Annotated in this window: 21 protein-coding genes and 1 pseudogene; 11 read left to right on the forward strand and 11 right to left on the reverse strand. The window is 49.6% G+C overall.

The window, feature by feature from the left end:
- Positions 1-79 precede the first annotated feature (79 nt).
- Genes RFF05_RS00895 through RFF05_RS00905 form a run of 3 tightly spaced genes read left to right on the forward strand, consistent with a single transcriptional unit; the run spans position 80 to position 1570 of the window.
- Positions 80-400: an anti-sigma factor antagonist gene (locus tag RFF05_RS00895; RefSeq protein WP_409968574.1), complete on the forward strand. Its 321-nt coding sequence runs from the start codon at positions 80-82 to the stop codon at positions 398-400.
- A gap of 19 nt (positions 401-419) precedes the next feature.
- Entirely contained in the window at positions 420-866 is a 447-nt protein-coding gene (spoIIAB, locus tag RFF05_RS00900) for an anti-sigma F factor (protein ID WP_409968575.1), read from the forward strand.
- Positions 863-1570 carry a sigma-70 family RNA polymerase sigma factor gene (locus RFF05_RS00905; protein ID WP_409968576.1) on the forward strand — a complete coding sequence of 236 codons (708 nt, stop codon included), beginning with the start codon at positions 863-865 and terminating at the stop codon, positions 1568-1570. The genes spoIIAB and RFF05_RS00905 overlap by 4 nt, the downstream gene beginning before the upstream one ends.
- Here the strand turns inward: RFF05_RS00905 and RFF05_RS00910 are convergent.
- Positions 1458-2330, reverse strand: coding sequence for a TIGR03915 family putative DNA repair protein (locus RFF05_RS00910; protein ID WP_409968577.1), 873 nt, complete (start codon positions 2328-2330; stop codon positions 1458-1460). The two genes, RFF05_RS00905 and RFF05_RS00910, sit on opposite strands and share 113 nt — an antisense overlap.
- Complete coding sequence (locus tag RFF05_RS00915) at positions 2327-3607, reverse strand: putative DNA modification/repair radical SAM protein (protein WP_409968578.1); 1281 nt, start codon at positions 3605-3607, stop codon at positions 2327-2329. The genes RFF05_RS00910 and RFF05_RS00915 overlap by 4 nt, the downstream gene beginning before the upstream one ends.
- Positions 3608-3931: 324 nt before the next feature.
- On the opposite strand from RFF05_RS00915, the gene RFF05_RS00920 reads away from it, so the two are divergent.
- The 4 genes from RFF05_RS00920 to nrdR all read left to right on the forward strand — a co-directional run bounded on the left by RFF05_RS00920 (position 3932) and on the right by nrdR (position 6957).
- A complete protein-coding gene (locus tag RFF05_RS00920) occupies positions 3932-4084 on the forward strand; it encodes a hypothetical protein (protein ID WP_409968579.1) in 153 nt (50 codons plus the stop codon).
- 151 nt (positions 4085-4235) lie between these two features.
- On the forward strand, positions 4236-5768 hold the full coding sequence (locus RFF05_RS00925) for a DUF3794 domain-containing protein (RefSeq protein ID WP_409968580.1): 1533 nt from the start codon (positions 4236-4238) through the stop codon (positions 5766-5768).
- A gap of 128 nt (positions 5769-5896) precedes the next feature.
- Positions 5897-6391, forward strand: coding sequence for a hypothetical protein (locus RFF05_RS00930; RefSeq protein ID WP_409968581.1), 495 nt, complete (start codon positions 5897-5899; stop codon positions 6389-6391).
- Between the two features lie 107 nt (positions 6392-6498).
- On the forward strand, positions 6499-6957 hold the full coding sequence (gene nrdR, locus RFF05_RS00935; protein WP_409968582.1) for a transcriptional regulator NrdR: 459 nt from the start codon (positions 6499-6501) through the stop codon (positions 6955-6957).
- Positions 6958-7002: 45 nt separating this feature from the next.
- Here nrdR and RFF05_RS00940 read toward each other — a convergent pair whose 3' ends face one another.
- Together RFF05_RS00940 and RFF05_RS00945 are read right to left on the reverse strand one after the other, a co-directional pair.
- Positions 7003-7380 (reverse strand): DUF4363 family protein, encoded by a 378-nt coding sequence (locus RFF05_RS00940; protein WP_409968583.1) that lies wholly within the window; start codon positions 7378-7380, stop codon positions 7003-7005.
- Positions 7377-8063 carry a YetF domain-containing protein gene (locus RFF05_RS00945; RefSeq protein WP_409968584.1) on the reverse strand — a complete coding sequence of 229 codons (687 nt, stop codon included), beginning with the start codon at positions 8061-8063 and terminating at the stop codon, positions 7377-7379. Before RFF05_RS00945 ends, RFF05_RS00940 begins: the two co-directional genes overlap by 4 nt.
- Before the next feature lie 81 nt (positions 8064-8144).
- On the opposite strand from RFF05_RS00945, the gene glmS reads away from it, so the two are divergent.
- Both glmS and RFF05_RS00955 read left to right on the forward strand, forming a co-directional pair.
- The gene (gene glmS / locus RFF05_RS00950) at positions 8145-9983 is read left to right on the forward strand and encodes a glutamine--fructose-6-phosphate transaminase (isomerizing) (RefSeq protein WP_409968585.1); all 1839 of its coding nucleotides are present in this window, start codon (positions 8145-8147) and stop codon (positions 9981-9983) included.
- Between the two features lie 157 nt (positions 9984-10140).
- A complete protein-coding gene (locus tag RFF05_RS00955) occupies positions 10141-11811 on the forward strand; it encodes an S-layer homology domain-containing protein (RefSeq protein WP_409968586.1) in 1671 nt (556 codons plus the stop codon).
- Positions 11812-11864: 53 nt separating this feature from the next.
- Here RFF05_RS00955 and RFF05_RS00960 read toward each other — a convergent pair whose 3' ends face one another.
- Genes RFF05_RS00960 through RFF05_RS00970 form a run of 3 tightly spaced genes read right to left on the reverse strand, consistent with a single transcriptional unit; the run spans position 11865 to position 15001 of the window.
- Positions 11865-13190, reverse strand: a complete 1326-nt coding sequence (locus RFF05_RS00960) for a D-alanyl-D-alanine carboxypeptidase family protein (RefSeq protein ID WP_409968587.1) — start codon at positions 13188-13190, stop codon at positions 11865-11867.
- Positions 13191-13206: 16 nt separating this feature from the next.
- A complete protein-coding gene (locus RFF05_RS00965) occupies positions 13207-14427 on the reverse strand; it encodes a hypothetical protein (RefSeq protein ID WP_409968588.1) in 1221 nt (406 codons plus the stop codon).
- Positions 14420-15001 (reverse strand): epoxyqueuosine reductase QueH, encoded by a 582-nt coding sequence (locus RFF05_RS00970; RefSeq protein WP_409968589.1) that lies wholly within the window; start codon positions 14999-15001, stop codon positions 14420-14422. Before RFF05_RS00970 ends, RFF05_RS00965 begins: the two co-directional genes overlap by 8 nt.
- A 187-nt stretch (positions 15002-15188) precedes the next feature.
- Here RFF05_RS00970 and RFF05_RS00975 point away from each other — a divergent pair, with 187 nt between their 5' ends.
- Complete coding sequence (locus RFF05_RS00975) at positions 15189-18104, forward strand: acyl-CoA dehydratase activase (RefSeq protein ID WP_409968590.1); 2916 nt, start codon at positions 15189-15191, stop codon at positions 18102-18104.
- A 12-nt stretch (positions 18105-18116) separates the two neighbouring features.
- A complete protein-coding gene (locus tag RFF05_RS00980; protein ID WP_409968591.1) occupies positions 18117-19391 on the forward strand; it encodes a 2-hydroxyglutaryl-CoA dehydratase in 1275 nt (424 codons plus the stop codon).
- A gap of 69 nt (positions 19392-19460) precedes the next feature.
- Here RFF05_RS00980 and RFF05_RS00985 read toward each other — a convergent pair whose 3' ends face one another.
- The 4 genes and pseudogenes from RFF05_RS00985 to proB all read right to left on the reverse strand — a co-directional run bounded on the left by RFF05_RS00985 (position 19461) and on the right by proB (position 22826).
- Entirely contained in the window at positions 19461-19931 is a 471-nt protein-coding gene (locus RFF05_RS00985) for a pyridoxamine 5'-phosphate oxidase family protein (RefSeq protein ID WP_409968592.1), read from the reverse strand.
- Between the two features lie 24 nt (positions 19932-19955).
- Positions 19956-20756 carry a pyrroline-5-carboxylate reductase gene (gene proC, locus RFF05_RS00990; RefSeq protein ID WP_409968593.1) on the reverse strand — a complete coding sequence of 267 codons (801 nt, stop codon included), beginning with the start codon at positions 20754-20756 and terminating at the stop codon, positions 19956-19958.
- 21 nt (positions 20757-20777) lie between these two features.
- Entirely contained in the window at positions 20778-22025 is a 1248-nt protein-coding gene (locus RFF05_RS00995; RefSeq protein ID WP_409968594.1) for a glutamate-5-semialdehyde dehydrogenase, read from the reverse strand.
- Between the two features lies 1 nt (position 22026).
- Positions 22027-22826: pseudogene (proB, locus tag RFF05_RS01000) on the reverse strand (glutamate 5-kinase).
- Between the last annotated feature and the right edge of the window lie 93 nt (positions 22827-22919).

The raw sequence follows: 22919 nt of genomic DNA on the forward strand, positions 1-22919 counted from the left end.
GGATTTTTTCCATAGATATGGTATCTTTAAGGGGAAATAGCCCAAGATGTGGGACAAACTTGGAAAAAGAGGCGAGAATATGGAATTGATAACCACGTGTGCAGAGCGGAATTTGTTGGTGCGCTGTGTGGGAGAATTGGATCACCACGGTGCAAAGGGGGCAATGGTGGCCCTTGACCAAGCAGTGGAAGCAGCGCTGCCGAAAAAATTGGTGTTAGATTTTGAAGGGGTGAGTTTTATGGATAGTTCAGGCATTGCCTTTATTTTGCGGGCGCTTCAAAAAATGCAACGCCTAGAAGGGCATTTGCTGGTGTGCAACGTGAAACCGCAGGCCAAACGGGTCCTTGATGCGGCAGGGGTTTCACGGATGGTGCGCATCAGCCAAGAAAAAATGGATTGAAAGCAGAGGAGAGTTACAGATGAAAGTAGTGGCAAAAAATGAGTGTGCAGTGTCGTTTCCCAGTCGCAGTAGCAACGAAGGGTTGGCTCGTGGGGTGGTGGCCTGTTTTGTGGCACAGGCTGACCCCACGATTCACGAGTTGGAAGATATTAAAACGGCGGTCAGTGAAGCGGTGACCAATGCCATTGTCCATGGGTATCCTGAGGGTATTGGTATGGTGTATTTGAAAGGGCGGCTGTTTGAAGATTACTTAGAAATTTCAGTGCAAGATAAAGGCTGTGGCATTGCGGATGTGGAGCAGGCACGCCAGCCTATGTTTACCACAGGGGGTGCTGAGCGCAGTGGCATGGGGATAACCATTATGGATAGCTTTATGGATAACGTTCGCATTCGTTCCACCATTGGCAAAGGGACGGTTGTGGTGATGAAAAAGAAGCTGGCACCACGGATGAAAGCCAGCCGATGAGTGGGCCTACATTGGAATTGTTGCGCAATGCACAAGCAGGCGACCGCGATGCTTGTGAGCAGGCGGTGGTGGAAAATAACGGCCTGATTTGGAGCGTGGTGCGGCGCTATTATGGCCGTGGCGTGGAGCCAGATGACTTGTATCAGCTAGGGTGTTTGGGCTTTTTGAAAGCGGTGCAAGGGTTTGATTTTTCCTATGGCACTTGTTTTTCCACCTATGCCGTGCCAAAAATCGCAGGGGAAATTCGTCGATTTTTGCGAGATGATGGCGCAATAAAAGTAAGTCGTAGCATACGGGAGCAAGGTCAAACACTTTACACAATTAGAAGCCAGTTGACCCAGCAGTTAGGCAGGGAACCCTATCTAAGTGAAGTGGCGCAACACGCTGGTTTAACAGTGGAAGAGGTGGCGCAGGTGGAGATGGCTACGGACAGCCCAACATCGTTACAGCGAGACATGGGGGAAGGGTTGACGCTGGAAAATCTCCTTGGCACAGATGCGCCAGAGCAGCAGATGGTGGAGCGGATTGCCTTGGAAGAGTCGATTAAAGCTCTGCCAGAAAAAGAGCGCTTGACCATTTTGCTACGGTATTTTAAGGGGTTGACCCAAGATCGTACGGCACAGATTTTGGGGGTGTCTCAAGTGCAGGTTTCTCGGTTGGAGCGGCGTGCGCTAGAGCGTTTGCGAGATCAGTTGAGCCATTGATGGGAGCACCTGAGAAATGGGCTGGGGATTGGAATTCGGTCATGGTGATCCAGAATCGCTGGGGCATTTGGGTGCGTCGACAGGTGGGGTTTTCCCGTTCTTTGATGGCGATGGTATCATAAAATTGTTTCCATAGTGTACGATAGTGGGCTTCTTCATCATCACTTGCTTCCATTTGGAAGGATTCCACAGGGATGATGGTGGATTTGCCTTGGGCGTAGAATAGGCCTTGGTGGTGGGTGCGATCGTACAGGAAAAAGGTTTCGTTTTGATAGCGGTCGCAAAAATGGCGGCGTAAAATTGGTAGGACTTGATTTTTCGGTTCAATTTCCCCGACCAAGGCCCCGCCTAAAATGGAAAATCGGACAAAGCCGCGGAGTAGATGGGCTTCTCGTTCCATGTGGCGGATAGCCTGCAAAATGGGATAGAGCTGGGGATCGGTTTGGTTGCCGATGAAGCCGCCCCCTTGGTTAATCAGTCGAACCGCCAGAGAATATAAGTGCATCTCCTTGTCAGTGAGGCAAGTGAGATGCGCTTTTTTCAGGATATTTGCTGTAAATCGAGATAGCTTTACAACCTTTTTATAGACGCGATTTGCCTTGTCGTTATCTGTGACAATGATGCGATTTTTAAAAAGGGAGAGTTCCTCTTGGGTTTGGATGGCAGAAGGTGTCTCCTTTTTTGCATAGCTTTCAAAAATGCAACACAGCAAACCATTGAAGGAGCCGTCGTAGGTGTAAATCAATTCTTCCATATTCATTGCAAGGTGGGTTGGGTGGGAGGAAAGAGGGATAATTGTTCTAACTGAGGCTGGGGCAATGCACGTTGCTCCAGTTGCATTAAATGCTGCGCCATGCCTTCTGGGGTGAAGCGAAGTCCTGCTAACATTTTGCCGCAGGCGGTGAGAAAATATTGGGCGCGGTTCATCACCACTCCAAGTTTTTTCAAATCATCAATTTGCAATCGCCCTTGACGGCGACAGCGGATAATCCGCTGGGCAGACACGGTGCCAACGCCAGGGATACGGAGGAGTGTTTCATAATCAGCAGAGTTGACCTCCACTGGAAAAAAGTCTAAATGCGCCAGCGCCCAGTTGCACTTGGGGTCAAGGCTGGGGTGGAAGGACGGGTTGTTCTCGTCTAATAATTCTTCAGCACGGAAGCCATAAAACCGCAATAGCCAGTCAGCTTGATAGAGCCGATGCTCGCGGAGAAGGGGCGGTTTGGTTTCCTTACTGGGCAGGAGGGTGTCCTCTACTACGGGAATATATGCAGAGTAGAACACGCGTTTGAGACTATATCGTTGATAGAGAGATTGGGTCAATCGCAGGATTTGTAGGTCACTTTCTGGGGTTGCACCTACAATCATTTGAGTGCTCTGCCCAGCAGGGGCAAAGGTGGGGGCGTGGCGGTATAGCGCCAGTTCCTGTTTGTTTTCCCCCAGTCGTTGATGGATTTGCCCCATGGGGGCTAAAATCCCAGCCTTGGTTTTTTTGGGTGCCAAGGCTTGTAAGCCAGCTTGGGAGGGCAGCTCTATATTGACACTGATGCGATCAGACAAATAGCCCAACTGTTCTATCAGATAAGGGCTGGTGCCGGGGATGGCCTTGGCGTGGATATAGCCATTGAAGCGATAGTCGTGGCGCAGAATGTGAAGGGCTTTGATCATCAATTCGGTGGTGTAGTCTGGGGTGCCCATAACACCAGAGGATAGAAACAGCCCCTCGATATAGTTGCGGCGGTAAAAGCCGATGGTTAAATCAGCCAATTCCTGTGGGGTGAAGGTGGCCCGTGGGGTTTGATTGGTACAGCGATTGACACAGTAGACGCAATCATAGCTACAGGCGTTGGACATGAGCACCTTGAGTAGGCTGATGCACCGACCGTCTGCAGAAAAGGAATGGCAACAGCCAGACATGGTAGAGCTGGTGGAGCCAATGTGTCCTTTGCGAAAGCCACGATTGGAACCGCTAGAGGTGCAGGCCGCATCGTATTTGGCCGCATCGGATAAGATGGTTAGCTTTTCTAAAATATCCATGTTCATTCCTTTCAAAGCCCAGATAGCCCGAAGGAAATCTTGGCAAGTTTAGTCAGCGCCGCCTTCGATAAAAGCCTCGATGGCGAAGAGTTGATTGGCCATGACAATCACACCAACCACAATGCAAAATAACGTAAAACCACTCATATTGGGTACGTCCTCCTTATTAAATAGAATATCGAACCTTTGTTCTAGTAAGAGTATAACTCGAACAATCGTTCGTGTCAATACTTTTTTCAAAATTTTACAAATTTTTTTTAAATCCCCATGGTCACACACCAGCCAGTCTCTGTATATACTGCAGTGAGAAGGAGGTGTGGCTTTGTGTTTCGTCGAGGAGGCGTTGGACTGTTGGGCTTTTTTGCCATTGCTATGGGGGTGGGGATTTTGATTGCCGCCATTTTTCCAGTGGGGTTTTTGCTTTTGAGTGTGGCGTGCTTGCTGATTGCTTGTGGCTGCGCCTGTTGTCGCAGATAGAAAGGGGGGAAGGGTATGAAGGTTGTGATTTGGAAGTCTCCGAAATCTTTGCGCGGTATTTTGCGCAGATTGTTCCATGTCTATGAATAATTGAGATAGGATGTACATATAGTGGGAAGGAAAAAGCCACTGAATAGGAAAGGGGTTCGCCATGGATTTGGAATTTAAAACGCAAACTGTACACGTGTACGAACTGGGAGAACAGCAAGTGTTGGGGCAGGAGGAAACACTGGAGACCATTGTGCCAGATTACTGCCCAGACATTGCTCGCATTTTACAAACAGAGGGAACAGTGGGCATACATAACCGCACCATGACCCCCACGGGGGTGCAGGTGACAGGTACGATACGCATCACGGTGTTGTACGTGCCAGAAGGGGTAGGCGGTGTGCGGTCACTGGAATATGCCATGCCCTTTTCCTTGGAGAGTACAGCCATGGCTGGGTGCGCCCATGTGACGGTGCAAACAGAGCTTGAGCAGTTGGACAGCCGCACATTAAATCCACGCAAATTGTTCACCCATTGCAAATTGATGAGCCGATTGACAGGGCATCGCCTCAAAGCCCAGACATTGTGCACCGATGTAGTGAGCCCAGAGGGGTGTGGCATTGAAACCCAGTACATGAGCCAGAAGGCGGTTGTGGTGGAGAAAATTGTAGAGAAAGATTGCACGTTTGCTGAGGAGATGAGTTTATCGCCTGCCAAAGGTGGCGCTACAGAAATTTTGATGAGCCGTGTGACGCCACAGGTGAACGAAACCAAAGTAATGGGCAACAAACTGATATTCAAAGGGGTATTCCATAGCTGGGTGCTTTATGCCACTGGCAGTGGCGCCCATTGCACGGCTACCGACCAAGTGCCATTTTCTCACATCATGGACATTGGTGACCAAGTAGAAGGGGTCTGGGCCACTGTGGGTGTGGACTTGACTGGCTGGGAGGTACAACTTGATAGCAGTGACGATGAAGGGCGGCGCATATCCTTGACTTTGTACGCCCATGCAACGGCCATGATGCGCCAAGAACAGCAGTGGACGCTGTTAGATGATTTGTATGCCACGGCTTACGATGTGGGATATCACCGTGAGACGGTGCAAGTAGAGTGTTTGTGGGAACCATTGCGCCGTCGCCAGACCTTGCGAGAAGTGTTGGAGATTGGGGTGGTGCCCCAAGCGGTGATGGCGACCATGGTGAGCTGTAGTCCTGTGCAGGTGGTGCGAGAGGGGCAGATGGTGTCGCTGCGCACCACGGCTATGGTGAAGGTGATTTATAGCGATGAGAGTGGGGCGGCCTTGTCGGTGCAACGGGCGGTAGAGGTGACCACCCAGATGGAATTACCTGTTCACTACGCTGTGTGCGTGCAAGCCCTTGCGCTAGAAGAGCCTCAAAGTGTGCTAGGGGAGCGTGGGATTGAAGTGCGGTTTTGCGTGGACTATGTGGGCGAGGTGCGTGCCAGTGGCCAGTGTAGTTGTATTGCCAGTGGGCAGGTGGATTTGACCACGCCCAAGGATTTGTCGGGAGCACCATCGTTGGTACTGCGTCGGCTAGAGACAGGGATGACCCCATGGATGCTGGCCAAAATCCACCACACCACCGTTGCTACCATTTTGTCTGCCAATCAATGTGCCAGCAAAGAGGAGTTGCCTAGAGGGGAATTGCTGTTGATTCCCAAAAAACGGGGATAAGCGATAGGTTGCATATAGAATTGTAATATGGGTAGGGAACGGTCTTGACCGTTCCGTTCTGGGGATGCTGGAGCGGAATGGGCAAGACCATTCCCTACATAAAGCATTATTACGCAAGGAGGTGTGAAATGGATAAGGTTGCATTGCTGAGAGATGGCAAAACTGTGGGGGAGATGACCATTGCACCAGAGGGGTTATACACCGTGTTTCACGCGTGTGTCTTTGCTTTGGAGGATGCGGTACAAGCTGTGTATTTGGTGGGAGAAACGGGAGAGATTCGCTTGGGCGTGTTGGAGAAAAAAGGGTTGGGCGGAGACATTGTGCGGCGGCTGTCAAACCAGTCCTATCGTCCTATCGGCAAGGTGAAGCATGGGGCGGTGCGTTTGGCGCAGGATAGTCCATGGCAACCGCTGGGACAAGGGCAGTGTCCTTATTTAAAAGGCCAGAAGGTGGGTGATGGTTGGTGGAAGCCATGGGGTGGTGGGGTGAAAATCGCCGTGCCCTATAGTCCTAGCAAACCCTATCCGTTGATGAGATTTTTTTGCTTTGCCCAGATGGAACAGATTGAAAAAACACCCTATCTTGTGGTTGCCCTCTCTGAACAGGAACATCCTGTGGTATAAAAGCCGAAAAAAGTGTAAAAAAGGGGTATCATATGAGAAAAAGTTGTGGTATACTAATTGTAGCAAAAACTTTGTAGAACCTTACAATTAAAAGGAGTGATTCTTGTATGAAATGTCCTTATTGTGCGTTTACGGAAAGTAAAGTCATCGACTCTCGTCCTGCTGATGAAAGCAGTAGCATTCGCCGTCGACGGGAATGTTTGCAGTGCCAAAAGCGGTTTACCACTTATGAAACTGTGGAATGTTTACCCATGATTGTGGTGAAAAAAGACGGTAGCCGCCAAAGTTTTGACCGTTCCAAGGTACTCCATGGGCTGATTCGTGCCTGCGAAAAACGTCCTGTCACCTTGGCGACATTAGAGACCATCACCTCTGAGATTGAGCAAGAATTGCAAAATGCCATGGATCGTGAAATCAACACCGAAGCCATTGGCGAACAGGTGATGAACCGTTTGAAAGACGTTGACCAAGTGGCCTACGTCCGTTTTGCATCGGTGTATCGCCAATTTAAGGATATTGATACCTTTATGCTAGAGCTGAGCAAGCTATTGGCAGATACCAAATAAGTTGAAACGGTGGCGGACGACCTGTGGTCGCCCGTGTTGAACGCCTCAAAACAGGTTCTCCAAACTGGGGGACTCCCAGCTTTGAAGCACTTGCAGGGCATGGTGTAAGTCGGCAATCTCTGCTCGAAATTCTGTGGGCTCTTGGGTTTGGCAAAAAGCCATGGCGCGCAGATACATCCCTTCGATGTTGTCGATGGTGGTGTGATTGGACACCAGTCCTAAATAAGGGGTTATTGCGTCCCATTGCCCGTGGCTTTGGGCAAGAGAGTCCTCTGCCAGTGCCCAATTGTCAGCTTGCACCGCTTCGTCCACGGCTTGGATTTGCAGTTGTAAGGCGCTGGTTTGGCGGTAGATGGTTTGGCTGTTGACCACAGCCAACACAGTCATAGCCACCAGTACGCCCAAGGGCATCCATAGCTTCATACAATCACACCTTCCTTTGCCACCCATAGCAAGGTGTCATTGGGGGAGAGGACGCAGAGGAACACCTCTTTTGGAGAGGAAAAACCTTTGGCGCGCAGTTGTCCGCTCAGCCATGATAGGTCAAAGCCGTACTGGAATAAGGCGGTGAGTTCTACCTGTCCGTCGCTGATAATCACCGTGGGCAATCGAGAGACCTCTTGGGGCGCCTGACCCCATTCTTGGGCGGTGGGTGGCTGATGCGCCTTCCAAAGTAGGACAGACAATTGCCCTGAGTTTTCTAAAATAGCGTGCTGTACTGTGGTCACATCCACGATGTTTTGGGCGCGCAATTGCTCTAACAATTCATCGATGGTGATGCGGTTTTTCGCCATGGTGGTTTGACACAGCTTGCCGTTTTCAATGAGTATGGCAGGTTTGCCGCATAGCATGGTGCGAAAGCGGTTGCTTTTTAAGCACCCATAGCTGAGAAGCATAGACACAGAGAGCAAGGTGAAAATAGGCACAATGCCCCAGAGCAGTGGCACGGCAAAATCCTGCATGGGCACAGAGGCCAAGTCGGAGAGCATCATGGTGAGTACCAGTTCTCCTGGTTCTAATTCGCCAATTTGACGCTTGCCTAACAGCCGTAGGCTCAAGATAATCAACAAGTATAAAATCACAGTACGAACAAAAGCAGTTATCATAATGAAGATACCCTCCCAATTTATATTCAGTATGGATGGGAGAGCAAAAATTATACACCAAGCAAAAAGGAGACCTTGACTATGTGTGGAATTATTGGATTTGCAGGCAATGTGCCTGCAACACCCATCTTGTTAGATGGGTTAGAACGTATGGAATACCGTGGCTACGACTCTGCTGGCATTGCCGTGCGGAGCGAACACGCTGGTTTGCAAGTGAAAAAATCTAAGGGTCGCTTACAGATGCTCGCTGACTTGGTTGACGGTGGCAAGGCACTGGATGGCACCTTGGGCATCGGTCATACTCGTTGGGCCACCCATGGTGAGCCCAATGACGTCAACGCCCACCCCCATGTTAGCTCTTCTGGCAACATTGCGGTGGTGCACAACGGCATCATCGAAAACTATTTAGACATTAAAGAATCTTTGGAGCAAAAAGGGGTGCACTTCTCCTCTGAGACTGACTCTGAAGTGGTGGCACATTTGTTGGAGTTCTATTACAAAGAGCACGGCAATATGCTAGAAGCTGTGTCCCATGTGTTGGGACGGATTGAAGGGTCGTACGCCTTTGGTATCATCTGCTCTGACTATCCCGATGCCTTGATTGCAGCGCGTAAAGATAGCCCCTTGCTACTCGGGTACAGTGAACAAGGCAATTATATTGCATCTGACGTCACGGCCATCATCAAGCACACCCGTCAAGTGGCTTATATGGACGATGGGGAAGTGGCTGTCATCACCCCCACTGGCATCGATGTGTATAACAGTGAAATGGTGGCAGTGGAAAAGACGGTACGCACCGTTGACTGGGACGTGTCTGCCGCTGAAAAGGGTGGTCATCCTCACTTTATGTTCAAGGAAATCTTAGAACAACCTGAGGCACTGCATAAAACCATTTCTCCCCGTATCCGTGATGGGCGCGTGGTGATGGATGATTTGCAATTAGATCCAGACTATGTGAAAAACATCTCTCGTATTTTCATCATTGCCTGCGGTTCTTCTTACCATGTGGGCATGGTGGCAAAATACACCTTTGAACGCCTATTGCGCCGTCCCACTGAGGTGGTATTGGCCTCTGAATTCCGCTATAGCGACCCCTTGGTGGATGAAACCACCCTTGCCATCGTCATTAGCCAATCTGGGGAAACCTTGGACACCATGGCGGCTATGCGTGAAGCCCAGCGCCGTGGTGCGAAGGCATTGGCAGTGGTAAATGTGATTGGTTCGTCTATTGCCCGTGACGCTGACCATGTGATTTACACGTGGGCTGGTCCAGAAATCGCCGTGGCTACCACCAAGGCTTACAGCACACAGCTGATGCTGATGAACTTGCTGGGTTTGTATATGGGTGATATGTTGGGCACCATTGACCCACAAGAATATACCGACATTGTGGCGGCGGTGGAGAAAATCCCTGCCCAAATGGAAAGTTGTTTGGCTGACAAGGCAGAAATCCAATACTATGCCTCTCGCTATTTTAACCACAATTCTATCTTCTTCATTGGCCGTAACCTTGACTATGCTCTGGGCATGGAAGGATCATTGAAACTGAAGGAAATTTCTTATATTCACTCTGAAGCCTATGCTTCTGGGGAGTTGAAGCACGGCACCATCTCCCTCATTGAACCCGGCACCCTTGTGGTGGCGCTGGGTACGTATGAACCCTTGTTTGACAAGGCTATGAGCAACATGGTGGAAGTGAAATCCCGTGGGGCAGAGGTGCTGGCCTTGACCACGGAACTCTGCCGTGACAAGATGGAGAAAAATGCCGACGCTACCATTTGTATTCCTGTGACCCACCCTGTGCTCCAGCCTTCTTTGGGGATTATCCCCTTGCAATTGTTCTCTTATTATGTGGCGCTGCAACGTGGTTGCGACATTGATAAGCCTAGAAATCTGGCCAAATCTGTTACCGTGGAATAAGTTGGTGTTTCTGGGTAATTCACCCATTGACCAATCCTATACAATGGGTTATAATGGCAATAGACACTGCGAACAAACACCGCAGACCGAAAGGCCTGCGGTGTTTTTATTGAAAAACCTTCGACAAATATAGACAAAAAACCCATGAGGAGGACGTATGCAACTGAAAAAAGTATCCAAAATGCTAACCATAGGCGCGTTGAGTGCCTTGTTGTTGATGCCCAGCGCCAATGCTTTCACCGATGTGGAAGGTCATTGGGCACAAGAGGTGATTGAAAAATGGAGTGAGGACTATCAAATCATCCAAGGGTATGAAGATGAAACCTTCCGCCCTGATGACTCCATCACCCGTGGTGCCTTTGCTGGGATTTTAAATCGGTTTTTGAATTATCAAACTGCGTCCCCAGCCAGCACCTTCACAGACATTGCCGATAGCTTCTGGGCAACCGATATTTTAAAGCTCAATGCCGCTGGGGTCATGCTGGGTGATCAAGGCTTGTCCATGCCAAGTGCAACCATCACCCGTCAAGAGGCGGTGGTGATGATTGCCCGTGCCTTTGACATTGAAAACACCTATGGTTCGGTGGTTTCTTATGATGATAAGGCTGATTTTGCATCGTATGCGCTGGATTCAGTGGCAGCTATGGAAATCCGTGGCTATATCACTGACAGCGAAGATGGCAACTTCCGCCCCCGTGACCCCATCACCCGTGCAGAAATGTTAAATATTTTAAACAACATGATTGACACGGTCATTCAAGACAGCGGTACATACACCGAGGATGTGGACGGCACGGTGTTGTTGAGCACAGGTGGTGTGTCTATCAAGGATTGCACCATTGCTGGGGACGTGATTGTGGCACCTGGTGTGGTGGAAAGCGTTACCTTGACCAACGTGACCGTGGAAGGGGAATTGCGCAATTTCAGCGACGTGACCATCCGTGTGTTGGTGTATGAAGACATTGAAGAAGAGGATTATGCCGAAGGGGAAGACGATGCCTTCGAATTTATCCCCGGTGAATCTGCTGGCACCACTGGCGATTACATTATGTACAATGGTGGTAAAATTGCCGTGTGGGACGGCGTAGATGTGAATGAACTAGATAGTTCCGCCTTTGAATGGGAAGACCCAGACCGCAACCGTTTGGCCTACACGGGAGACGATGTAGCGCAAGCGCGCTTTGGGGTGGATGTCTCCGCCTATCAAAATCGCACCAACGGCTATGCCACTGGCGATTATGATATCGACTGGGAAGCGGCTGCCGCCGATGGAGTGGATTTTTCCTTCATTCGCATTGGTTTGCGTGGCACCTCTAGTGGCTTGCTCTATGCAGATGAATATTATGCTCAAAACATCGATGGCTCTTTAGCCGCAGGTATTGACACAGGGGTGTATATCTTCTCTCAAGCCATCAGCGTGGATGAAGCCATTGAAGAGGCTGACTTTGTGTTAGAACTTTTAGATGGTCGTGAGCTGACAGGCCCTGTGTCTTTGGACTGGGAAATGAAAGACAGCTCTTACCGTGTGTATGGCCTTGACCCTGCCATTGCCACCGCCGCCGCCGTGGCCTTCTGCCAGCGCATTGAAGCCGCTGGCTATGAAGCTTGCGTGTACTTTAGCACCTATGTGGGCTATATCAAATATGATTTGTCTCAGCTCAATGAATATGGCTTCTGGCATCCAGCTTATGTGTATCCCACCTCTAGCTCTGGGATTAACTATCCTGCGTTCTATTACCAAATGGACTATTGGCAATATACCGATGCCGCTGTGGTAGATGGTTTTGCAGGTGGCGTGGATGGGAACATCCAATTCATTTTCGATTAAATAATAAATAAAAGACAGGCGGATTCGTAATCGCATACGAATCCGCCTGTCTTTTATTTATAACGAGAATATCGTCGTCTGGAGGCAACCACTGGTTTTGGTCTATGGAGCCAGATTAAAGCGCTGGCGCAGAGGATAATCAATCCCATGACCACCATGACAGCAGGAGTAAATGGGCTAGACGGGCTAGACGGTGTAGGCTCTGGTTCAGGGATAGAAACCGCTTCCACGGCTTGTAAATCCAGTTGCCCATACAAAGTGCCTTCATAGGAAACGGAACAGGTGCCCAGCAGTTGACCAGCGGATACAGGTGCCTCAATGGTTTCTTGATTCAAGGTGAGGTCTAAGGTGAAGTCATCAAAGGTGACACCTGTGGGGAGGGTAGCGGTGATGTCACCGATTAGGGTGACAGCGACTGACTCTGCATCTCCGCCGTTAACCAATTGACTGGTCACGGAGGCGGTAGATGGGGAGAGGGTGACAGTTTGAAATTGGGAAAACCCCCAGTCTAACAAGGCGATGGATTGGGAAAATTGCTGATAGTCTACGGAGCCATCGGCTTGGGTGAGATTTTCGCCACCCATGACCACGCTAATCCAAACAGAGTCGTCCTCTTGCGCCATGGTAGCTAGGCAGCGACCTGCCATTTTGGTGTAGCCAGTTTTACCGCCGATGGCTTGCTCGTATAAATATCCGCTGGCATAGTTGTCGGAAATCAACGCGTTGGAGTTGTGGAGCGTACGAGCTTGGGCATACTCAGTGGCGGCGGTGGTGTAGGTTGAGGTAGCGGCAATTTGGGCAAATAGGGGGTGGGTCATGGCTTCTTGTAAGAGCAGGCCAATGTCATAGGCAGTGGTATAATGGTCATCATTATGAAGACCATGGGCATTGATAAAATGGGTGTCGATACAGCCGAGTTCTGTGGCCCGTTGGTTCATCAAGGCCACAAAGGAGGCTTCATCCCCAGCCACGGCAATGGCTAAGATATTGGCGGCTTCATTGGCAGAAGACATTAGCAAGCAGTGGAGTAAATCATCTACACTCAACGCTTCGCCAGTGACGATGTTTTGGGTGGAACCGTCTTCCACCATGCCATTGAATGCTGCTTCGGTGCAGGTAATGAGTTGTGCTTGGGTCAACAAGCCAGACTCGACAGCTTCCACCACCAGTAACCCTGTCATGATTTTGGTGGTAGAGGCAGGATAGGTGCGTTGGTAGGCGTTTTGTGAAAAGAGCACCTCACCAGAAGTGGCATCCAGAAGGACGGCATAGGGCACATCCAACGCAAGCTCCGAGTCTATGTCTGTGGCGCAAACGGAGGTGAGAGATAGAAGCACCAAAACCGTGGTGTATATAAATCGGCGGATATATGAAATCATAGTTCTCTCTCTTGTGTTAATGAAATGGGGTGAGTATTTGCCCGTGGCTGGTTAAAAACAGTTCCACTGGCTTTTGTTGGGAAGAAAATTGTACGGGAGACAGGACAGCGGCATAGCTACCAGCATTGTTGACCATGACGCTATCCCCGATTTCCAGTGTTGGTAGTGTTAAGTTTTTTGCCATTACATCCATTGCTGTGCAAAGGTTTCCCATCAATGTCACGGTTTCAAATGTGATGGAATCAGTGAGGGCAGTGAATTGGAAGGCGCCTTTGGAGGTGAACAGTGGTTCGCTGTTGTGAGGGCTATCTTGGGTGGTATAACCCGTGACCATTTGCTCGATGCTAGGGCGGATAAAGCCATTTAAGGTGTTGCAAAGGATAATCATGGTGGTGCCGTGTGACACTTTTTTGTCTAGCACGCGGGTGACGTATACCCCAGCTTTGCCCACCACATAGCGTCCTGTTTCTATGTAGAATTTGGTTTGTGGTAAGGCAGATTGTAGGGCGGTCAAGGCGGCGGTTGTGACGGCACCCAATGCGGCTACATCCACCTCTGTGTCAGTGGTGCCATATGGGATGCCGATGCCAGAGCCCATGTTTAAAAATTGGAGGGGATGCCCCAGTGCGGTTTGGAACTCCAGCGCCAAAGCTAGCAGATTTTTGTGGTATTGATGCAGTAAGTCTACATCTAAAGATTGGCTTCGTAGGTGACAATGCAAGCCCACAATGTTCAGATGCTCCTGTTGAAGCAGGGTAGGCAACTGGGCAAAGAGCTGATCTTGGTCAATGCCGAATTTGGAGCAGGATGCACCGCCATCAAATCCAAAATTAGGATTGATGCGGATGCCAATGTTTAGCACGGTGTTGCGTTCTTGCGCCAATTGATGCAGCTGGTCAAGTTCGTGAAAGCTATCGGCAATGATGATGGCATGGTCAACGGTGTCGGCTAGGTTTTCCATGGTTTTTCCGGGTGCGGAGAATTGGATTTTTTCCTTGGGTACGCCGTTTTGCACCCCTAGCATCACCTCTGCCACGCTGGCGGCATCGATGCCAAAGCCTTGGGTGGCAATGGTTTCTACCACCTTGTCATGGGGATTGGTTTTGGCGGAATAGAGAAAGTCTACCGTGGGAAAGTTGGTTTTTAAAGTGGCGATGGCCGACACAATGGCGGCTTGGTCATAGAGATAGAAACTAGGGTGTTGTTGCGCCAGTTGGCGCAGAGCCGTGTTATCCATTGGGTTCCTCCTGTGGGGCGAAGCGGATTTTGTCTTTTTGGATTTTTTTATCGTAGCGGTCAGCTTCAGAGAAGATGCAACCGCAATATTTTTGAATGTAAAAGCCATCGTCTTTGGCCTTTTGGTTGCCAGCACGGAAATTGGAGCGGAAATCACGGTAGTAGAATTGAATGCCATGTTGCTGTGCCAATTTGTACCCCAAGGCGGTGATGGCCTCATGGTCTTGGTAAAGGCTGGAGAGCAAGGTGGTGGTAAAGGCTTCAAACCCGTGATTGGCGGCGTATTTGGCAGTTTCAGCAAGGCGCACAGCATAGCAATACTGACAGCGATTGTCGATGTTTTGCCCCACGGATTCTACAAAAGAACGGAGTCCGTAGTCTTCTTGTACACGAATATCTAAGCCGATGGTGGGGGCAAATTCCAGCAAACAATCTCGCCGCGCCTTGTATTCTGTCCAAGGATGAATGTTGGGGTTATACCAAAAAGCCACAGGTTCAATGCCTTCGGCTCGCAAAGGTTCAATGCAAGAAAGGGAACATGGCGCACAACAGGTATGCAATAAAACGGTATTCATAGGGTATTTCCTCTCAAAATGTCATTTTTTACAGTATACCACAGTAATGGGCAAAAAGGAAGTGAATAAAATTTGTGAAGGAATTTTGTTGAATGTTGGAAAAGTGTATTGCAAAATTGTGGGTTTTGCTGTAAAATAAGAATAGCGATATTTTGTCGTTTTCGCAAGAATCAGGAGGTAAGTCACCTTGAGAGTTGGCTTAGATATTGGCTCTACCACCATTAAATGCGTGGTCTTAGATGAAAATTCAAACTTAATATATCATACATATGAACGTCATTTCAGTCGAATTCGAGAGAAAACTGTGGAATTGCTTCACTATGTGACAGAAAACTATATTTCTGGCGGTGTGGCGCAACTTGCCATTTCTGGTTCTGCTGGCATGGGCTTGGCTGACAGTAGCCACGTTCATTTTGCCCAAGAAGTGTTTGCCACCCGCATTGCTGCTGAGCGTTTGACCCCCGGTACCGATGCCATCATTGAACTAGGTGGGGAAGATGCTAAGATTTTGTTTTTAACCAACGGTACAGAAGTGCGGATGAATGGGAGTTGTGCTGGCGGCACAGGAGCCTTCATTGACCAAATGGCAACGTTGTTAAAGTTGCGTACGGAAGACATGGATGGCGTGGCGTCTCAAGGTGAAAAAAACTACACCATTGCCTCCCGTTGTGGCGTTTTTGCCAAAAGTGACATCCAACCGTTGATTAACCAAGGGGCCAAGGTGGCGGACATTGCCAGCAGCATCTATCATGCGGTGGTGAATCAAACCATTGGCGGTCTGGCACAAGGGCGTCCCATCGTGGGCAATGTGCTGTATTTGGGAGGGCCATTGACCTTTTCTCAAAATCTCCGCAAAGCTTTTGACCAAGCCTTAAATGTGACAGGCACTTGCCCAGACAATAGCTTATATTTTGTGGCATTGGGCGCGGCCTTTTGTGCTGATGAAGAACTGGACTTATTGGCGGTAGCCCAACATATGATGGAAGAAGGCGCCACCGCCACCTATCGCTCTCAACCCCCGTTATTTAAAAATGAAACAGAGTACGATGAATTTGTCTATCGTCATAGCCTTGCCAAGGTGGAACGACGACCATTTGATGCCCAGTTTACTGGCGCTATCCATGTGGGCATTGACTCTGGCTCCACCACGGTGAAATTGGTGGCAATGGACGAAAATGCCAAGGTTTTGGTGACGGATTATCGTCCTAATCTAGGGAATCCAGTGCCTTTGATGCGTGAAATGTTGCAAGGTTTATATCAAACCTGCCCTACCTTGGAAATTGCCTCCCTGACCACTACTGGTTACGGGGAAGCTTTGGCGAAAGCCGCCTTTCACGGGGATTATGGCGTGGTGGAAACAGTGGCTCACTTCCAAGCAGCGCGTCATTTCTTGCCTGATGTAGACTTTATCATCGACATTGGCGGTCAAGATATGAAGTGCTTCCGCATTCGTGATGGTGCCGTTGCAGATATTTTCTTGAATGAAGCCTGTTCTTCTGGGTGCGGTAGCTTTTTGCAAACCTTTGCCCAAGCCTTAGGGTATGGGGTAGAGGAATTTTCTAAATTGGGTCGTTTTGCCGACTGTCCTGTAGATTTGGGAAGCCGTTGCACGGTGTTTATGAACTCCAGTGTGAAGCAAGCCCAAAAAGATGGTGCCAGTGTGGAGAATATTTCCGCAGGGCTGTCTATCAGTGTGGTGAAAAACGCGTTGTACAAGGTCATTCGTGCCAGTAGTCCTGAACAGCTGGGGCGTCGGATTGTGGTGCAAGGTGGTACATTTTATAATGAAGCCGTCCTCCGAGCTTTTGAGCAGGAGATGGGTGTGGAAGTCATTCGACCTGATATTGCGGGGCTGATGGGTGCCTTTGGCGCGGCATTGTATGGGCGCAATAGGGCGAAAACTGGCAAGAAAAGTACGGTGTTGTCTGCCCAAGGGCTAGAGGATTTCACCCAAGAAACCGAGAGCAAAGTTTGTCAGCTCTGTGGGAACCATTGCCAACTGACGGTGAATACCTTTGGTGATGGAGGTCAGCTCATCAGCGGTAACCGCTGTGAACGCCCCGTCACTGGGAAAGTTCAAGCCACCGATCGCAATTTGTACGCGTACAAGCATCAACTTTTGCGTCAATATAAGCCACAGGAGGGTGCCCGTGGTAAAATCGGCATTCCCATGGCGTTAAACCTATATGAACTCTATCCCTTTTGGCACACCTTTTTCACCCAATTGGGGTTTGCGGTGTACCACAGTCCACCTTCTAGCCGCAAGCTGTTTTTAGACGGACAAGGTACCATTCCCAGTGATACGGTGTGCTTCCCAGCCAAGCTGGTGCACGGGCATATCAAGGCGCTGAGTCGTATGAAATTAGATGCGATTTTCTATCCCTGTATGAGCTACAACATGGATGAAGGGGCTGGCAGTAACCATTACAACTGCCCTGTGGTGGCCTATTATCCTGAAGTGATTGCTGGTAACTGTCCAGAACTAGAGCGCATTCCTTTTATATACGATCATGTGGGCTTACACAACCACAAGATGTTCCCCAAGAAAATCTATGAGATTTTGAAGGTCACCTTCCGTGATTTGGGTCGTGGGGAAGTGGAACGTGCCGCCAAGGCGGCCTATGCTCAATATGCAACCCATATGGAGACCATTCGGCAAAAGGGTGAGACGCTGATGGCTGAGGCCAAGGCGGAAGGGCGCCGTGTGATTGTGTTGGCTGGTCGTCCCTATCATATGGATGGGGAAGTGAACCACGGCATTGACACGTTGTTGACCCAATTGGGTGCCACAGTGGTGTCTGAAGATGGTATTAGCCATTTGGTGGGGCCAGTGGAAACGTCGGTGTTAAACCAATGGACGTACCATGCACGACTCTATGCCGCCGCCCAGTATTGCTGTGACCATGAGGGTGTGGATTTGGTGCAAATGGTATCGTTTGGCTGCGGCTTAGATGCCATCACCAGCGATGAAACCCGTGATATACTCCATAAAGGGAATCGCCTTTACACCCAGCTTAAAATCGATGAAATTACCAATTTAGGTGCCGTGAATATCCGTTTGCGCAGTCTCTTCGCTGCCTTAGATGAACGCGACCATAGGTAAGGAGAACAAGCTATGTCCTATCCCAAGTTTACACCAGAAATGAAAAAAACCCACCGTATATTAGTGCCTTCTATGGCGCCCATTCAGTTTCAACTGGTTTTGGCGGCGATGGAAGAGCAAGGCTACATGGTGGAGCTGTTGGGCAACTGTGGCTCTCAAGTGTCAGAGTTAGGGCTTAAGTATGTCCACAATGATACTTGCTATCCTGCGTTATTGGTGATTGGTCAGTTTATTGACGCCCTGCAAACAGGGGCGTATGACTTAGATCACACAGCGTTGCTCCTCACCCAAACAGGGGGCGGGTGTCGTGCGTCCAATTATATTCATTTGTTACGCAAAGCGTTGGAAAATGCTGGCTTTGGGCAAGTGCCTGTGGCAAGTTTAAACTTTTCAGGGCTGGAAAAAGACAGTGGTATTTCAGGAAATATTGATTTCTGGCGCAAGTTTTTGGCAGCGGTGTATTATGGTGACCTGTTGGCCACCCTCCGTGCCCAAACCAAGCCATATGAGCTACAAGCAGGGGATGCTGATCGCTTGCTCAACCAATGGACGGAAACATTACAGCATCAATTGCGCCACAATGTTGGCTTTAAAGCCCGTGAAGTGAAACGTGTTATGCCGAAAATTGCCCATGATTTTGCGTTGATTCCTAAAAAGGTGACACCCAAGGTCAAAGTGGGTGTGGTGGGTGAAATTTATGTGAAATATTCGCCCCTTGGCAACAATGATTTGGAGAAGTTTTTAGAAAGTCAAGACTGTGAAGTCAACCTGCCAGGGCTGATGGGTTTTGGGCAATATGCAGTGTATAATATCGGGAAAACTGCGGAATTATACGGAGGTTCTCTGCTGACCCAATATGGTGCGAAAGTGGTGCTTTGGTATTTGGAGAGCACAGAAAAGGTGCTCATTCAGTCGTTGAAAGATAATGGCTACCACGCACCGTTGCCCTTTTCTAAGTTGCAAGAATGCTGTGAAGGTATCATCAGTCGCGGCAATAAAATGGGGGAGGGCTGGCTTCTCACGGCAGAGATGGTGGAGCTGGTGCAACATGGGTATGAAAATATCGTTTGCGCCCAGCCTTTTGGCTGTCTGCCAAACCATATCTGTGGCAAAGGGATGATCAACAGCATTCGTGCGCTGTATCCCCATGCCAATATCACCCCCATTGACTATGACCCTAGCGCCACCCGTGTCAACCAAGAAAACCGCATCAAGCTGATGCTGGCCGTGGCAAAGGAACGGCTGGAACAGCAAGTGCATTCTGAGGAAGCTTTGCCTGTGCATTGAGTCTATAAAATCAATAAAATAGAACCCTATGGATACGTCCATAGGGTTCCTTTTTGTTGATTTCAAGAATTATTTGCCGATTTTACCGGTGAGATGGTCGATGGTGATTTCCACGACACAGAACGCATCTTTGGCCTTTTGAGCGTATTCTTTGCCTTTTTCCATATGGGCGGCAGAATATTTTTGGGCAATGGCCATGATACCATTCATAATTTCTTGCTCATCGGTTAACACGCGTGCCGTGCCAAAGGCGATGGCGCTTTTGAAATGGGTGTTAAATTCAGCAGGAAGGATGTTGTCTTGGGTGACCACGCAAAAAGACACCTTGGGATTGTTGGCGATGCCATCCAATTTATGGCTGGTGCCAGTGGTGCTGTGAAAATAGAGCTTACCATCCACATATGCAAAGCTCATGGGGACGGCATAGGGATAGCCATCATCGCCAGAGATAGCCAAAACACCGTTGGTGGCGGTGTTGAGCATGGCGATGACTTGGTCTTTGGGGAGTTCTTTTTCGCTTCGTCGCATCGACCTAAACATACAAGCGTCCTTTCTTGGAAGGGGTTATTTGCCTTCCATCATATTGCAGGCGGCAATGACGGCCTCTATGACGGTGGAGCGGAAGCCACCAGCTTCTAGAGCACGGACACCTTGAATGGTACTACCAGCAGGGGAGCAGACCGCATCTTTCAAGTCCCCAGGGTGGCGACCACTGTCAATGATGAGTTGGGCAGAGCCGATGAGGGTGGCGCAAGCCAAGTCCATGGCTTGTTTGCGAGATAGACCGCAGCTGACGCCGCCATCAGCCAGTGCTTCGATGAATAAGTCTACATATGCAGGGCCACAGCCAGAGACGGCGGTGCCAGCGTTGATGAGATTTTCGGCAATGGGGGTCAACATGCCTGCCCCTTGGAAGGCGTTGAGGAAACCATCCAATTGTTCTGGAGTGATGGCACTATTGGGATGGTACATAATGGCGCCTTTGCCGATGGAGCAGGGGGTGTTGGGCATGATACGGATGATGGGATACCCGTGACCGCCTGTCATGGTTTCAAGTTGTGCCAAAGTGACACCGCCAGCCATGGAAACCAGTACAAAAGGTGTGGTGCGTGCGGCTAAAATAGGAGAGATTTCGTTGAGCATTCCAGCCATGTATTGGGGCTTGACACCCAATAAAATATAATCACAGTTTTGGGCTATGTCAGAAGAGGTGGTGGCATTGGCGCCTAATTTTTCAGCCAAAGCTTCAGATAATGCTGAGATATGGTCGGTGAGATACAGGGTTTTGGGATCAATGGAAGTGCATAAAGCTTGGGCCAAAGCGCCACCCATATTGCCAGTGCCGATAGAACCAAATGTAGTCATGAGAAGTTCTCCTTAAATGTGTTATCGGATTTGTCCTTGTCCGTAAATGATGAATTTGCTAGAAGTCAATTCTTCTAAACCCATGGGGCCACGGGCGTGTAGTTTTTGGGTGGAGATGCCGATTTCAGCGCCTAGACCAAACTCACCACCATCGGTGAAGCGGGTGGAGGCATTGACGTAGACTGCTGCCGCATCCACTTGCTCTAAGAAGGTTTGGGCGGTGAAATAGTTGCTGGTGACGATGGCTTCTGAGTGTCCTGAGCCATGGTCAGCGATGAAATCCATGGCTTCTTGTGTACAGGAAACCACCTTTACAGCCAGCGTATAATCACCATATTCACTGTCCCAATCTTCATCGGTGGCGGCTTCGCCACGGGAGCCGATGATGGCGAGGGATTCTGCATCACAGCGGAGGGTCACGTTGTATTCATCTAGCATGGGAATGGCTTTTGCTAAGAAATCAGCCGCCACATCTTGGTGCACCAGCACACACTCTGCCGCATTGCACACAGAAGGACGGGAGCATTTGGCATTGGTGAGAATTTGGGCACCCATAGTGAGCTCAGCGTCTTTGTCAATATAAATATGGCACACGCCTTCGCCAGTGCGAATCACAGGCACGCTTGCAGTTTGAGACACGGTGCGGATTAATCCAGCCCCACCGCGGGGGATGAGTACGTCCAAATAGTCGTTCATGTGCATCAGCTCATTGGCGGATTCGCGGCTGGTATCTTGTACCAACTGGATGGCATTTTCGTCCAACCCCACTTGGGCAATGGCTTGGCGCATGAGTGTGGCGGCGGTGCGGTTGGAGTGAATGGCTTCTTTGCCACCACGTAAAATCACGGTGTTGCCAGACTTGAGGCACAGCACTGCACCGTCTACTGTCACGTTGGGACGAGCCTCAAAAATGATGCCAATGACACCCAAAGGCACAGATTTTCGACCAATGACCAGTCCATTGGGACGGGTCTCCATAGAGTGGACACGGCCGATGGGGTCGGGCAAAGCGGCAACTTGTCTGACGGCTTCCACAATGTTGTGGATTCTGTCTTCATTGAGCGTTAATCTGTCCACCAGAGATGCACGCATCTCAGCTTCATGGGCAGCTTGCAGGTCGAGAGCATTGGCATCCAGCCATTGTTGACGCGCTTGCCACAATGTTGCGGCGATGGATTCCAAGGCATCGTTTTTTTGGGCTGGAGTAGCAGTGGAGAGGGTACGGCTGGCGAGTTTAGATAACCGCCCTTGTTGTTGTAATGGGGTCATATCAGCGTCCTCCTTTGGCAAGGAACCGTGTGCCTACGTTCTTGCCTTCTGCGATATCGTATAGGTTTTCCATGTTGTCTCCGTTGGTAATCACCATGTCACAGCCGGCTTCCATAGCCACTTGCGCGGCGCTTAGCTTGGTGGTCATACCACCTGTGCCACGCCAACTGCCAGCACCGCCAGCCATATGGAAGATTTCTGGGGTCAGTTCCTCCACGGTGTGCAACAGCACAGCATCGGGATTGGTATGGGGGTTGGCAGTGTAGAGACCGTCAATGTCACTAAGAAGTACCAGCAAATCTGCGTGGCACAGCTTGGCCACTAAGGCAGACAACGTGTCGTTGTCGCCTAGTACTTTGTGGTGACCGGTTTCGATTTCGGCAGAGGACACGGAGTCGTTTTCGTTGACCACGGGGATGACCCCCATTTCCAGCAAAGCTTCAAAGGTTTGGCTCAAGTGATGTGCGCGCTCGGGGTGTCAATATCGTCACCAGTTAGGAGAATTTGCGCCGTGCCGCAGTTATATTCTCCAAAGAATTTATCGTAAATGTGCATCATGCCGCATTGGCCTACAGCAGCGGCGGCTTGCTTCATTCTTAATTCAGTAGGGCGTTCTGACAGCCCCAGTTTGGCGGTGCCAACAGCGATGGCACCAGAGGAAACTAAAATAACTTGGTGACCTGCACCGTGCAAATCAGCCAATACTTTTACCAAATAATCCATATTTCTTAGGCTCACAGCCCCAGAAGAATGGGTGAGGGTAGAGGTACCCACCTTCACTACAATGCGCTTTGTTTCCATGCTTGTTTCTACTCCTTACGCTTTAGTGTGTTAATTGTACCACAGTTTTCCAAAAAAGAAAAGGTGTGTATTTTTTAATTTTTGGAACAAACT

This window comes from Bengtsoniella intestinalis, from assembly GCF_039719005.1.
GTDB lineage: Bacteria > Bacillota > Clostridia > Oscillospirales > Oscillospiraceae > Oscillibacter > Oscillibacter intestinalis.